The sequence below is a fragment of the Bacillus ndiopicus genome (assembly GCF_000612805.1).
GTDB classification, from domain to species: Bacteria; Bacillota; Bacilli; order Bacillales_A; family Planococcaceae; genus Metasolibacillus; species Metasolibacillus ndiopicus.
Genome location: NZ_HG964403.1, coordinates 447,288 through 462,844 on the forward strand (window position 1 = coordinate 447,288; position 15,557 = coordinate 462,844).

The window sequence follows — 15,557 nt, forward strand, 5'->3', positions numbered from 1 at the left end:
ATAAATGTATACCCAATTCCATTTTTAACTTGAAAAAATGCGAATTTTGCCGATAAATAGTCTAGGTAGATTTATGTATGAGAGGATGAACAAAATGAACAATAAAGTACGAATAGGAGTACTTGCAAGCTTGCTTTTAGTACCTGCAACATTAGTGCAGGCGAATGAGCAGATATCAGATATTCAACAGAATAAGCAGTTACCGTTTAATGTAGTGGCAAATGCAACTGATGAAGAGATTATTAATGCTTTAGAAGAGGAAAATGCTACTGATGAAACTGAAAATGCGGCGGAAGATTTTGTTATAAATTTTATAGAGGTACTATTAACTCCCGAACCTTATTTATTAGAGGACTACTCAAATAAGGTCGCAGAAGCACGAGGCGCTTATAATGCTTTATCTTTAGAAGTACAAGAGGTCGTAAAAGGCTATAGTGTTGAGGGGACAGAGTTAAAGGCACTTGCAGTATTGCAACAAGCAGAAACTAATATAGCAATAGTAAAAGACGTAGTGAAGGCTTACGAAACTATTGTTAATAATAAACCTACTACTAGTATCAATACATTGAGAGCTAGTATTGAAAATTTGAAAAAAGCAGATGAGAAAGTACCTGAAAACTATCGTCATTTTTTAGAGGACCAAAAAGAGGGTATTACAGCGCTTAGCGATGTTCTAAAAATAGTTGAAGCTATCAATATTTTAAAGCTAGATGAAAATGACGCATATCGCGTGCGAGTACTAGAGCTTAGAGACCAATATATAAATGTTAAGGAAGAATTCAAAAAATACATCATTAATGAAGGTAAGTTAAAGCAGGCAGAGCAGGATATTGAGGCTGCTGATGATGTAATCAAAGAAATTGCAGAGCTTGGTGAGAAGCCTAATTCAACGGCTATTAATAACGCAATGAGTTCTTACAATAAATTAACTATTAATCAAAGAAGCTTAGTAACTAACTACAATGTATTAAAAGCTTTTCAACAAGCTAATGTAGATGCAGCTTCTGTAGTAAAAAAGATTGCAGCTATTAAACCATTATTAGATACAGGGTTTGTATCGAAGGTTAATGAAGCGCTAGCATCTTATGAAAATTTAGATACTAGTGGAAAGGCATTAGTAACAAATTATCCAATACTTGAAGCATTAAAAGAATATAAAAATGTTGTGGAAAAGGTTGTAGGATTAAAGTTAAAATCTTCATCAAAGAGCGATGTTATAGATTATGAATCTGCAGTTGAAGAAGCAAAAAATGTATATAACGAAGTAGCAAAGCAGCCTTTACCAGAGTCCCTTACCGAACATAAGCCAGCAATAGATAGCTTGTTACAGGCAGCAGACCAAAAATTAAAAATTGTAGATTTCGATGTACAACAGGCTAAGAAAATTACAGGTGCAATTGAGGGCTTGAAAAATATAGAGCCTGCAAAGCTATTAAGCGAGCTAAGTAAAGCAAGAGCACTTTATGATGAAAAGTATGTACAAGATACATCAGGCACTTCAGCAAATGCTAAAAAATTAGTGTATAACTACATTGAGTTAACAAATTTGGAAAAGCAATATACTGCTGTTTTAAAGGTAACAAAAGGCATAGAAGGATTGCCAACTTATTATGGGAAAACATCTTTATTAAGCCGTATTCAAGCTATGCAAAAAGCTTATGCGAACTTAGGTAATATGAAGGATTATGTTTACAATAATGCTGAGCTAGAGAAGCTAAACTCTGTTGTGCAGTTTATGACAGGAGTTAATGCATTAAAAACTAAAGATGAGAAGTATGAGGAGAAAGTTACTCAGTTAAAAACAGATTTTAAAGCGATTGAAGAGAGCTTTAAAGGCGAAGAATACACACCAATGCTGAATATGCTCAAAGAGAAGTACGTTTCGAAATTGCAAACAGCAGAGGACAACCTCCATATGGCAAAAGGCGTTATTGATAAAATTGAGCAATTAAAAACAACTACTGATGATAAAGTAGGAGAAGCGATTGCGGATATTAAGGCAGAATATAAAAAAGTAAAGCAAAAAAAGCTCGTTACAAACTATAAAGACTTCCAAGCAATCGAGAAAAATTACAAGGCAGCTACTAAAGTAACTACACTTATTGTTAAGTTACCAGAGCCTTCAAAGGCTAATGCTAAGGATTATGCAAAAAAGGTAGAGGCAGCTCAAAAGGCATATGATAAATTAACAGCAGCTCAAAAAGTATTTGTAACAAATTATAATGAGCTAGCACCTGTTATTGAGGCAGCGAAAGTAATTGGTATGATTGCAGACTTAAAAACATCTAGCAAGGATTATTTAGTGAATCTTGAGGCAGCGAAGGCAGCCTATGCAAAGCTAGCAGATATAGATAAGGAAAAAGTAGTCAATGCTGATTTATTAGATGCAGGTGATACGACTAAGGTTTCTGTTGAAAAGGTAGAGACATTAATAAATGCGGCAATTCCAACAGCTACAGATTATATACAAAAGCTAATTGATGCTCGTCATGCATATGATTCTTTATCGAAGGATCAGCAGCGTATGGTAAGTAATTATAAAGACTTAACAACACGTGAAAAAGCTGTTAAGCCTGTATTGAAACTAACAGAAGACATTGCGGCACTTGACCCAGCAAATGCGACAAAATTTATTTCACAATATAAATCAGCGCTAAAGGCACATGAAAAACTAAGCTTTACAGACCGTAAGCTTGTGACGAATGAGCAGCGTTTAGTGACAGAGCTAGCGCCGATTTTTAAGGTGATGGAGCAGATTTCATTAATTAAAGAATCGAGTAAAACATTTGTAGAGGATGTAACAAGGGCGCGTGCAGCATACAATGCTTTATCAGCAGGCGACAAAGCGCAAATTTCCAACTATGCTCGTTTATTAGAGCAAGAGTTAAATGTGCAGGGTGGCGCTCGCGTTGATGAGATGATTCGTGCAATTAAAGGGAGTAACCCAAAGGATTATGTAGCGAATGTGAAGGCGGCTCGTGAAGCGTACAATGCATTAAGCTCTGCGAATAAACGAGGCGTAACATTAATAAACGATTTAAAGGCTGAAGAAAGCTACATTAAGCCAGTTGAAACTGCTATAAAATTAATCGAAGGACTATCAAACCCTCGTAATGATTTAGCTAAGCAAGTAACAGCAGTTCAAAAGGCTTTAGCCAAATTAAATAATGAACAGCAGTCCTTCATTACGAATATGTCTGATTACACAGATTTATCGAGCATTGTCCATGTATATGAGCTGATTCAAAAGCTGAACCCCTCAGACAAATATTACATGGGGAACTTGCAAGCAGCTCGAACAGCATATGAAAGATTGTCACCTGACGAAAAAATGCGCGTGACGAATTACCATAAGTTACAAGAAGCCATTACGAATGTTGAAGGTGTGGAAAATGTAATTAAAACAATTGCTGGTCTGTCTTCAACATCTAGCACTTATTTCGACGATGTTGCAAAAGCAGTAGATTTATATAAAACACTACCTTCCGCATTGAAAAAGCAAGTGCACAATTACGATATTTTGAAAAATGCTGAAAAGAATATTAAAAATGCACAAAAGGTCATCTCGATAATTGAACAAATTGACCCAACTGTGCGCAGTTTTGAATCAAAAGTAAAATCGGCTCGTAAAGCTTATGATAAATTAATACCAGAAGAAAAAATGCTAGTAACAAATTATACATTCCTAACACGTTATGAATTAGAGCTAGGGCTTGAATAAAGGTTTAAATTTTTGAAGTAGACGGGTATAGAAAAGTTAATGTAGGATTAATGTAAGGGGGCATCTAGAAAGTCAATCAAAGATGCCTCCTTTCTAGTATTGATTTAAAGGGGGGGAAGGATGAGAAACAAGTTAATTGTCACATTGCTGGCATTTATGGTCATTTGGCAAACACCCGCAAAAGCAGATGCTGGCTTTAAAGATTTACCTAGTACATATTGGGCGACACCAGCAATTATGGAGTTGGTGAATGCGGGATATATGGAAGGCTTTGAAGATGGCACATTTAGACCGAATGAAACTATTACGAGAGCAGAAGCAGCAGCTATTATCGCACGAACGACTGGCGAGGCATTTTCGTCAAATTTCCCTTTGCAGGCCGTCGATGTACTTCCAACACATCCTTATTATGCAGAAATTTGCAAACTAGCAGAGTTAGGAATTATTCAAAACAATGAATATGTTCGACCAGATGAGCCACTTCAACGTGCGCATCTTGCGAAAATGATTGCACTTGCCTTCAATATTACAACAGACGCCCAAAATAAAATGACCTTTAAAGATTTGCCAAAAGGATACTGGGCAAAAGATTACATTGAATCATTAGCGGATATTCAAATTATTACGGGAAAGACAGCTAACAAATTTGAACCAACAGCTTACGTAACACGTGCCCATTTAGCTGCGTTTGCAGTGCGAGGGATGGATTTTCAACAGAAGGTTAAAAATCATGAAATTGCCTATGATTACCTTATAAAAGGCTATATACCAACGCTTAATGAGAAAGCGAATTTCGCGGAAGAAGCAATTCGAAACGTAAATAAGATTAGACAGGATAACGGCTTAGCGCCTTTAAAGCATGATCCACTATTATCGCAATTAGCAGTTATTAAAGCACAGGACATGGTTCAACGTAATTATTTTGATCATAAATCACCGCATTATGGCGCGCCGTGGGACATGGCTGAATTGTTTGATTATACTTATACAAGCTTTGGAGAAAATATAGCACGCAACTTTAATACAGCACAGGCTGTTACGGATGCATGGATGGCTTCTGCTGCACATCGCGAAAATATTTTAAAATCGAGTTATACAAACATTGGTATAGGAATAAAACGTACTGTCAGTGGACAATATTATTGGGTGCAGCTATTTTCAAGTAAATAAAAAATGTTTATCTTTGTAAAAGAGCGGGTATGTAAAAAAATAGCGTGTAATATTACAATGTAGTTACGGAGTCGACACATTTATTACGAGAAAAATATACAAAAAGCGTGAAATTGCAGCGTTAATGCTGTTGTTTCGCGCTTTTTTTCATTTTGTAAACTGTTACATAAGTGAAAAATTACAGCGTGATATTCTATGGTAATCTTTTAATTGGGCTTGAAGCCAAGGCAATTTTGAAAGGGGAAGTAATAAGTTTTGAAAAAGCGAGTTTTAATACCTGTATTTGCTGCATTTATGATTTTTGCAGGAGCAAATTCACATGAGGCAGAGGCAGCATCAGTAGATCAGTTAACGTCATCGGCTTATAAATATATTGGAACACCATACGTATACGGAGGAACGACAACGAGCGGCTTTGATTGCTCAGGATTTACACGTCAAGTATTTAGCGATTTAGGTATTTCATTACCACGCACATCTGGCTCACAATACGGGCAAGGCCAAGCAGTTGCAAAAAGTAACTTACAAGAAGGCGATTTATTATTTTTCAATACATCTGGAGCAGGTGTGTCACATGTAGGAATTTACATAGGTGATCAAAAGTTTATCCACTCCCAAACAAGTAAAGGAGTAAGTGTAACAAATATTAATGAATCTTACTGGGCGAAACGTTATATCGGCGCAAAGCGTGTAGCAAATATCGATGTAGCCAAAGCTGAAGTAAAAAAAGCAGATATTGATTTCACTATCTATGCATCACGTGGAGAAGTAGCAATTCAATTAGCGAAGGCATTAAATATCGATACTTTTGATACAAATTCTCCATTCCCAGATGTAAAACAATCGGCGAAATATGCAGGAGCTGTAACAGCATTAAATAAAATTGGTGTATTCACAGGCGATGAAAAAGGTAAATTCAATCCAGCATCACCTGTAACACGTGCACAAATGGCAAAAATTTTAGTTCAAGCATTTGATTTACAACAGCAGGGTGATGCACCAGTGTTTAAGGATGTACCGAAATCACATTGGTCAAGTGATTATATTGCTATTTTAGCCTCTACAGGTATTACTGTAGGTAAAGGTGATGGCACATTCGCTATAAATGATTACGTAACATTAACCCATCTTGAAGCATTTATTAATCGAGCAATGCAACAATAAGTAGTGTATGGAGAGGCGATGAAAAAAACCTCTCCTATTTTTATAAAAAATGTAACTTTTTGCGATATTCATCCGTCAAATTATATGTCGAAATGAGGTTTTCACAAAAAAGGTGGAATAAAGTCGAAAACTGGATTTCGCAGCAGGTAAATTTTTGTTACAATTAAGATTGGTAAAGTAGAAGGGAGGAAGAGAGGCATTGTCTTTCAAAAAAGTCAGCCTGATGTTAATTGTCGTCATAATGTCAATGTTTAATATACATAATGTATATGCAAATGCGCGATTCGCCGATGTTCCTACTTCACATGGATCGTATGAAGAAATTAATTACTTAGTAGATTTGGGGGTAATTAAAGGATACACGGAAAATGGCAAAACAATATTTAAACCGAACGCACCTGTTACGCGGGGACAAGTTGCGAAAATGGTGGTTGAAGCTACGGGAAATAAACCATTAACTGTTAAAAAATCATCTTTCTCTGACGTTCAAGTGGGGACAGAATTATCTGGATATGTTGAGCGCGCTGTGGAATTAGGATATTTTTCAGCATACTCAGCAGGTAAATTTGGTCCTAATGTACCGTTAACGCGTGATGAGATGAGTAAAGTGCTTGTTAGTGCTTTCAAATTAAATGCAGAGGAATTTGGCAAGCTGACAGTACCATTCACAGATATTAAGCCAACACATGCTTATTATAAATATATTGCGGCTATTTATTACAGTGGAATTACTAAGGGTGATACAACAGGTACGAAATATAATGCAACAGAAGTTGTGAAGCGCTCGCAGTTTGCGTCATTTATTGCTCGTGCTAAAAATGAAAAATATCGTTTGGATTTACCTGTTAAAGGAGTAACGATTCCAAATGTTGCTGATGCGATTGGGCAAGTACGTGCGACTACTGATAATTTAAATGTACGTTCTTCAGCTAGTTCGGCAAATGCATCAAATATTTTAGGTAAAGTCAACACAGGTGCAACGTTCCATTTATATGAAGCTAGCACAAATGGTTGGTTAAAAATTGCTTACGAAGGACGCTATGCATACATTTCTAAAGATTATGCACAGCTAATAGCAGCTGATGGACAAGCTTTAGAAAAGGTAAGCAAGGAAGTAAAGGCATTTGGTGAGGTTAATTTATATAAAACACGCGATGTCAATAGTCCAACAATAGGGACATTTTCAGATGAAACAACAATTAAAGTTTATGGAACAACAGGTAACTGGTATTTAACAGAGCAAAACGGTGTGCCGGGCTATGTTCGAATTTCACAAACAAATGACATTACTGTTGAACCGCCAAAGGATAACAATGGTGTTGAAGAAAAGCCTGACAATAATGGTGAGGAAGAAAAACCGCCAGTTGTAACACCGGACCCAGAAACACCTACAACGCCTGAGGAACCAAATATTGAAGAACCAGAAACTGAGCAACCACCAACACTTAACACAAAAACGATTGGTAGTGTAACAGTAGACGCGTTACATATTCGCGAATCTGCATCAGGTTCATCTGCATCATTAGGAAAAATGAACAGAGGGACTCTTGTAGAAGTGCATTCGATTTCTGGTAATTGGGCAAAAATTACACATAATGGTGTAACGGGTTATGTTCATAAAACGTATTTACGCTTTATTAACCAAACAGGTTCTAAAATAGCAGGACGCATTATTGTCATTGATCCGGGTCATGGCGGTAAAGATCCAGGAACATCGTACGGTAAAACAGCTGCCGAAAAAGCGATTACGCTAAAAGTAGCAAGTTTAGTAAAATCGAAGCTTGAAGCAAGTGGCGCAGTTGTGAAAATGACGCGTGTAGGAGATACATATCCGTCGCTTCAGGACCGTGTAGATATTGCTAAAAATAATTACGCAGAAATGTTTGTTAGTATTCATGTAAACTCTGCTTCTAGTTCATCAGCTAAAGGGACAGAAACTTACTATAGCGTTTCTTCTAATGACAATGAAAAAGAGGATTTTGCTCTAGCGACAGCAATTAATAATCAAATTGTAAAACAGGCAAATATGAATAATCGCGGCGTAAAACGTGTTGATTACTACGTAGTAAAAGGTCTTGTATTACCTGCTGTATTAGTAGAATTAGGTTTCCTTACAAATGAAGAGGATCGCAATAAACTAACAAGCGATAAATATGTTGAAATTTTCGCTCAAGCAATCTATGACGGGATTGTAGAATACTATAGTAGATAATTAAAGATGAAGGACTGTAAGAGAAGTAGGTTAACACCTACATTCCTAGCAGTCCTTTTTTGTTGGGGAAATATCAAGACTTGAGAAATAGTAGATAGCTTGGGAGAATCGCAGATAAGCCATAGAAATTCGCAGATAACTCGAAGAAAGCGCCAGCAAAACAGGCAAAAGTGCAAATAAGCCATAAAAAAGCATTTACATTTTTCTAAATGGCTAATAACTCAATAAAACAGCAAAAAGTTGTCAGAAAAGCGGCACGTCAGCCTGCTTTTCCGACAACTTTTTTAAATTAGAATGGTTTTACTAAATCTGAACGAATCCAGACAAAATCAGCTGGCGGGTTTTCATCTGAATATACTTTGTACCAGATGTAGCCATCACTTCCTACTGTTTCTTCTACGATTGCTACAGGATAGCCGAAAGCGCCTGATTCACCAATCACTTTTGCCTTATATGTGAAAGCAATTGCTGATGAAGTTGAGGGCTCCATACGTGCATTTACGGAGTTGCCATCATTAATTACCATTGCTAAGCGACCTAGCTTGTAGTCCTTGCGACCAAAACGACTGTCTAAACGGTACATATGACCTGCGATTTTGCTACCCCAGAATGGGTCAGATGCGTAATGGACATTGATACCAGTTGTTTTATTGCCAAGTACAGCGCCTTTTGCATAGCCACCTGTTTGAGGTGCATAGTTTTTATTCACATATTGGTTAATGAAAGCAAGAACACTATCGTTTGGAGACGCATAGGTTGAACCTGCTGCTTCATTCGCATCGAAAACGCGGATACCAAAAATATTATTTTTTTGAAGCGAGTTAGCACTTATACCATAATCACTTTCATGTATTGCTGTTGCTAAAATAAATAGTGCATTGACATGATGTTCTTGTTCCACTTGTTTTAAGAATTTACCTAAACCAAGTAAGCGTGACTCAGTTAAAATATTCGCGTAGCGAGGACCAGCAGCACGGCGTTCTTCAAGAATAGCATTAATCATGTAATCTAGCTCTTCAGCCGTATAGTTCGTTGGCTGGCGTAAAGATGCAAATTGGAAATATTGAAAATGCTGGCCTACAAGTTGTTCATTTGCATTGTAGAAATGCACGCCATCAGTGCCGTAATATTGAACGCCAGGTGCCATAAAGCTTGGCGCTTCTCCCATGGAGTATTCTCCGAAATAGGCTTGTTTAATATGATTGTAAAGCTTGTGTAATAGCATGCCATTTGAGACATAATAATAGTCGCGTCCTTTAACAAGCGAAGTAGGTGTTAATGTAATTTCACTTATTTTTGCGTAGCCCTTTGTATCACCAGCTTGGACGATGGCATACTTATCATTGCTCCCGAAATATTTAAGCTCTGAGCCTTCAACAACGTATGTTAAGGCGTTAGTCAGCTCTTTATTACCATAGATAGTAACTGTATTTGCTGACACATCAGCAGCGGAGGCAATACCAGAGCTCATTTTAATAATTTTATCCCCTTGGAAAAGCAAATTATTGTTTTTAGAAGCTTGGTAAGCGCTCTCTGCCTGCTCGTATGTAGTATAGACAGTTGGCTGCTTTGTAATTGTTGTGCCAGAAACCGAGCCTATATAATAGTTGCTTTTACCTGACTCAACAGGTGGCGGCTCAGGCTTCGTTGTATTTTCTTCTTGTCCATATTGCTGTATTACAACGTTTGTACGGTATAAAAATGCCGCTGCATGTGCAATTGTTGCAGAGCCTTGTGGATTGAAAAATACACCTTTTTTCTCATGTGAGCCACGAATAATATTATAGTAAACAGATGTAGCAACAGCTTCATGAAATTGTTTGCTAATTTTATTATTATCATTAAATGTTAATGGTGCTGTATCAAGTGGAACATTTGAATAACGCAAAGCCTTAAATAACATGGCTGCCATATGCTGCCGCGTAATTTGGTCATTCGGTCTAAATGTTCCGTCTGGGAAACCTCCTAAAATACCAGAGCCCGCAGCTGCCTGTATTTCAAATGTTAAAGAATCACCGACTTTTAAATCTGAAAATTGATATTTGTCTGATGCAGGTAAATTAAATGCACGTGTAATGTAAGCAGCAAATTCGCCGCGTGTTACAGCACGGTTAGGATTAAAATTACCTTTGCTATCTGGCAAAATAACGCCTAGATTTGCCCAATGTGTTAACTCATTCACCATCTGATGCCCTTTAATATCATTCGCATACGATGAAGATGGCATGATTACAGTTAGTGCAAAAATCATGACAATCACGAGGGATGTTAATTTTTTGATCACAAAAAGATCCTCCTTTCAATCTATAATAGTTTAACAGCATTTTTAATAGATGAATAGAAGAGAAGTAGTTTGTAATAATATTGTAACCTCGAATGGTATAATGGTAATGAGGAATATAAAAAAGTACTATACTAAATTAAATGTATAGTACTTTAAAATCTATTTGAAGTTGAAATTATATTTTTGGCTAATTTATTCCTTGTTGTCTAAACTAAAAATAATCATTTCAACTTCATTTTAAAATTATTACCTATTTATATGGGATAAATTAACGCATCGTTCGCAATTCCGTTGTAATAATAGCGTAACCATATTATACTTAGAAACGTCTTATATTATAATAGTTAGTAATCGCAACCATATACATAGAAGGCGCGTTTCATTTAAGGAGAGAAAATGAAAGAGAGGGTTCATATCTATAATGAAAGATTTGTCGGTGAAAATTGGGAAGCAGGAGTGGCTTGAAATAGCGTTGACAATTGCCGTGTTAATTGCAGCAACGATTATCCCTTCCAAAATTGCATTAATTAGTACTGCGGTGTTTTTCACGCTATTCGCTTTTTTTAAGCCATTTCAAAGCTTAGTTGTTTTAATCCCATATGTTATTTTTAGGTCGTTCTTTATTGAATTGAACCCAGGGATGAAGTTAATAGGGGATTTAATTACGTTTGTTGTGCTAGTGAGATTGCTATTATTCAATATTAAAAATTTCAAAGCATTTTTCTATTTTAAAAAGTTTGAACTAGCATTTTTCCTATTTCTAATATTTGGCGCAGTGATTGGCTATGTCAATGGTGTTAGTTTAGGTGCTATTTTATTCCAAGTACGCACGTTTTTAATTATGTATTTACTGTATTATGTGTTAAGTCGCAGTAAATTACCTGAAAACTTCTTCGTGAAGCTGGCATGGATTACGCTCTTATCAGGTATTGTGCTATTTGTGCAAGGAATTGTTGAGAAATTATCAATGCGTATGTTGTGGATGCCTGAGGTGTGGACACAAAAAGTATTATCATCAACGAATTTCGTACGTATTTATGGTCTACTTAATAATCCGAATTCGCTAGCGTTAGTTATGTTCTTTGCCATTTGTGCAGCTGCCTTTTTACGTTTTGTATATAAGGACGGGCAATATAAATATTTATTAATAGTATCGCAAGTAGCGTTTACAGGTTTATTACTACTTACGTTATCACGAGGGGCATGGATTGCTTCAGTGACGTTTGTTATTTTCTTTATGTTGCTTGCGCGCAATTGGAAAATGCTAAAAAATATTGCGCTAACGCTTGTCGCAGCCATTGTGCTCGTGTATTTACCAACAAATTTTGGTTTGCAATATTTACAAAGCATTGGTGTGGAAAACGATGTAGCACCTGAAGACATAGGCGGGGGCATTAGCAATCGTTTTGTGGAAACAATTAATGAAGATAATTTAGCGTTAATGAACGAAAGTGGTCGTCTTTTCTACATTAAAAAAGGTTTTGAGGTATTGAAGGATTACCCAATTACAGGTGCTGGCTTCGGTACGTTTGGTGGTTCGGCAACACTGAGCTATGATTCGCCTATTTATGAAAAGTACAATATTCGCTCTGATATTTATGGTGGTAAAAACTTCTACTCGGATAATCAATATATTCAAGTTATTGCAGAAACAGGGGCGGTTGGCGTCATATTATTTGCAGGCTTCCTACTATTTATGCTTTGGATGTTTTGGAAGGAGCGTCGCGCTGCTTTCGGACAATATATGTTTGCTTTATGGTTTGCGACAGGTGTGTGCGGATTCTTCTATAATATTTGGGAGCTTAAAGTATACACAATGTTCTTCTTTATGATTTTCGCCATTTTCGCAAGTAACCGTCATTTATATCCAATGCTCGACTTGAACAAAGACGGAGAATAAAGTATTACAGGCATGCTACAAATAATGTTAGCATGCCTGTTGTTTTAACTTGATTTAATTTGTTGTAATAAAGACATATGTTTGTAATAGAATTTTATTGAAAAATTTGTTAATGTAATAGAGTATCAAATTTATAAAAAGAGAGGAAGTGACGTGCTTCGATTTTCATTGGAGCGGAAAAATGAAACGCATATTTTTAGGGTTACTAAGTGCAATGTTGATGTTTTCAATTGTTTTAGGGGGAGCAACTAGCGGATATGCATTCCAAACGACAAATGATTCGTATCCTCTGTCGCAAGGAGTGAAATATTCGAATTATACATATACGCAATCAAAAGTAAATCATCTACAGGTCGATTTATCTAATCCGTATACAAAATTAACTGTAGGTCTACCTTCACCAATTAACTCGGTACTGACGACGACAGATCATGCAAATCGCAATTCAAAGGAAGGAAATCGAGTAGTTGGTGCGATTAACTCAAACTTCTTTAATATGGGGGATGGCTACCCGCTTTATTTATTATCACAAAATAACTCAATTGTTACACCTAGTGTTATTTCTTCATCTAGCTCAAATTATGTGAGTCAACCGATTGCTTTTGGTATTACAGCGAATGGTAATGGGGAAATTGCATACTATAATAGTAATATCATTGTGAACTATAAAGGTGAAGATATTAAAGTAAATGGCTTAAACGTTAATCGTGGTACAGATCAAGCAGTTATTTATACACCACAAAACCATAGTTCACAAACGCCAAATGGTAGTAAAGGTATGGAATTTATTGTTGAAACGGGCAATACAATTGGCGCTACTCGCTTTGGTCAAACAATGACAGGGAAAGTAACAGCGATTCGTGGCTATGGTGATGAAAAGAAAGCAAGAATTCCTCGCAATGGCTTCGTTCTATCATTTAATGGCTCAAAATGGGGCGATAAATTCCGCAACATTAAAGTTGGTGAGGATATTTCAGTATCATTTACGATTGATGATCGTTGGATGGATGCACAATTTATGATGGCAAGTGGACCATTACTTGTGCTTGACGGTAAAGTAAGCCTAACAATGGATGCTAATAGTTCGCGTGCAAAAGAAATAGCGCCACGTACAGCTGTTGCTATTAGCAAAGACAAAAAAACTGTTCATCTGATTACAGTGGATGGACGTCAAGGCTCTAGTAGAGGAATGACATTAACACAGTTTGCTAATTATTTAGTACAACTAGGTGTAGACCGAGCGCTTAACCTTGATGGTGGCGGCTCTACAGCGATGGGTATCCGTAAATATGGCAGCAATACAGTTGTATTAGCGAACAGCCCGTCTGGCGGCTCGCAGCGTCGTGTATCAGGAATTTTACAGGCAGTGAGCACGGGGGCAACGGGTACGGCAACAACAATGAAAGTAACACGAGATCAAGTAGGCTCTTTATTAGTTGGAGCAAGTGTCAAACTAACGCCTGAATATGTGCTAGATGAACATTATAATCCACTGCCAGCTAATGCAAGTAATTTTGCTGTGACGGCACAAAATGACCATGTTTCGGTAAATGGTCTTAGCTTTACAGGGAAAAGCGCAGGTAGTGAACGTGTAACAGTGACATATGGTAACGCATCACAAGCAATGACATTTAATGTGTTAGATGCACCAGCAAGCTTGAAAATTTCAGCTCCTACTACGACAATTGATCCAGGTGACTCACTGCAATTAAAAGCAACGGCAACAGGTCAGAGTAACGAGAATTTAATTTACTCTCCATCTCAAATGGAATGGTCAGTTGATAGCGCTTATGGAACAATTTCACAAACAGGCTTATTTAAATCAAATGGTAAGCTTGGTAAAGTAGCGATTAATGCAAAGTTAGGTACAAAAACGGTAACGCAAGAAATCGAAGTGAAACAAACATTTAATCAACAAGTATTTGCTATTTCTAATTTTGAGAAGTCTAATGAATGGCGTGTAGAAACGGCATTAACAAAGGCTAAAGTAACTTTAGAAAGCGCGAAAACAATCGGTAAGCAAGGCAATTATTCAATGAAATTAACGTATGATATGACAGGTAATAAAGAAGGAACAGCCGCTGCATATTTACGCTTAAATTCATTAATTCAATTACCAGCAGAGCCAATCAAGCTTGGCGTATGGGTATATGGTGATGGTAATGGTACTTGGGTGCGCGGGCAAATTCGCGATGTAGCAGGTGGTAAGCATACGATTGATTTCACTGAAGAAAATGGTCAGACATGGACAGGCTGGAAATATATCGAGGCAGACATTTCAAAAGATATTCCAAAGCCAATTTCGTTAGAATCAATTTATATTGCGCAACCAAATGTAGCAAAACAAAAAGCAGGTACATTATACTTTGACAAGCTACAAGCGATTTATTCGTCAAATTATGAGGAAGCGCCATTTACAGATATTAGCGCGAAGCATAACTATAAAAAAGAGATTCAATATTTAGTGGAAAAAGGCTTAATCAATGGTTATGGTGATGGCTCCTTCAAACCTGAACAAGCATTAACACGCGCGCATGCAGCAGTGTTACTTACGAGAGCGCTAAGTTTAGATACGAAGGCAGTTTCAAATCCAGGCTTTAGTGATGTGGCAACGAGCCATCCTTATTACAAGGAAATCGCGGCAATTGTGAATGCGGGTATAATGAATGGTACTGGTTCAGGTAAATTTGATCCAAACGCAAAGCTTACTCGTGCGCAAATGGCAAAAATTTTAGTTGTTGCCTACAAGCTAAATGGTACAACACCGACAAAATTCAAAGATGTGAGCCCGCAGCATTGGTCATATGACTTTGTGCATACATTGGCAGCAAACAAGATTACAACAGGCTACGAGGATAATACATTTAAGCCTGGTTTAGAAGTATCACGTGTACACTTTAGCTTATTCTTATATAGAACGATAACAAAATAAAATGTATGCAAAAGAGCTGTTAGGAAGGTCAGATGAAAATTTGACTTCCTACAGCTTTTTAGTTTGTAAAATAGTTTAAATGAGAAAGTTTTAAATAATCGCAAAATTTTTCAGAAATGATAAAATTGAAAGCAACTTCGCTCTTTAAAAAATAATTTACAGCCAATTGAAAAA

7 protein-coding genes are annotated in these 15,557 nt (G+C 36.8%); 6 read left to right on the forward strand and 1 reads right to left on the reverse strand.

Features of this window, described 5'->3' with window-relative positions; translation table 11 throughout:
* Positions 1–94 precede the first annotated feature (94 nt).
* The 4 genes from TY13_RS02010 to TY13_RS02025 all read left to right on the forward strand — a co-directional run bounded on the left by TY13_RS02010 (position 95) and on the right by TY13_RS02025 (position 8,267).
* A complete protein-coding gene (locus TY13_RS02010) occupies positions 95–3,721 on the forward strand; it encodes a hypothetical protein (RefSeq protein WP_042471014.1) in 3,627 nt (1,208 codons plus the stop codon).
* Between the two features lie 120 nt (positions 3,722–3,841).
* Positions 3,842–4,891, forward strand: coding sequence for a CAP and S-layer homology domain-containing protein (locus TY13_RS02015; RefSeq protein ID WP_042471017.1), 1,050 nt, complete (start codon positions 3,842–3,844; stop codon positions 4,889–4,891).
* Positions 4,892–5,146: 255 nt separating this feature from the next.
* Complete coding sequence (locus tag TY13_RS02020) at positions 5,147–6,055, forward strand: C40 family peptidase (protein WP_042471020.1); 909 nt, start codon at positions 5,147–5,149, stop codon at positions 6,053–6,055.
* A gap of 199 nt (positions 6,056–6,254) precedes the next feature.
* Positions 6,255–8,267 carry an N-acetylmuramoyl-L-alanine amidase gene (locus TY13_RS02025; protein WP_042471023.1) on the forward strand — a complete coding sequence of 671 codons (2,013 nt, stop codon included), beginning with the start codon at positions 6,255–6,257 and terminating at the stop codon, positions 8,265–8,267.
* A gap of 289 nt (positions 8,268–8,556) precedes the next feature.
* Here the strand turns inward: TY13_RS02025 and TY13_RS02030 are convergent, their stop codons facing one another.
* Positions 8,557–10,551: an S-layer homology domain-containing protein gene (locus TY13_RS02030; RefSeq protein ID WP_042471026.1), complete on the reverse strand. Its 1,995-nt coding sequence runs from the start codon at positions 10,549–10,551 to the stop codon at positions 8,557–8,559.
* Positions 10,552–10,972: 421 nt separating this feature from the next.
* Here TY13_RS02030 and TY13_RS02035 point away from each other — a divergent pair, with 421 nt between their 5' ends.
* Positions 10,973–12,451: an O-antigen ligase family protein gene (locus TY13_RS02035; RefSeq protein ID WP_042471029.1), complete on the forward strand. Its 1,479-nt coding sequence runs from the start codon at positions 10,973–10,975 to the stop codon at positions 12,449–12,451.
* Between the two features lie 181 nt (positions 12,452–12,632).
* Entirely contained in the window at positions 12,633–15,383 is a 2,751-nt protein-coding gene (locus TY13_RS20940) for an S-layer homology domain-containing protein (protein ID WP_052344203.1), read from the forward strand.
* The last annotated feature ends 174 nt before the right edge of the window (positions 15,384–15,557 follow it).

Coding starts and splice junctions, on each gene's coding strand:
- TY13_RS02010 (WP_042471014.1), top strand. CDS start 95: ATGAACAATAAAGTACGAATAGGAGTACTTGCAAGCTTGCTTTTAGTA.
- TY13_RS02015 (WP_042471017.1), top strand. CDS start 3,842: ATGAGAAACAAGTTAATTGTCACATTGCTGGCATTTATGGTCATTTGG.
- TY13_RS02035 (WP_042471029.1), top strand. CDS start 10,973: ATGAAAGATTTGTCGGTGAAAATTGGGAAGCAGGAGTGGCTTGAAATA.
- TY13_RS20940 (WP_052344203.1), top strand. CDS start 12,633: ATGAAACGCATATTTTTAGGGTTACTAAGTGCAATGTTGATGTTTTCA.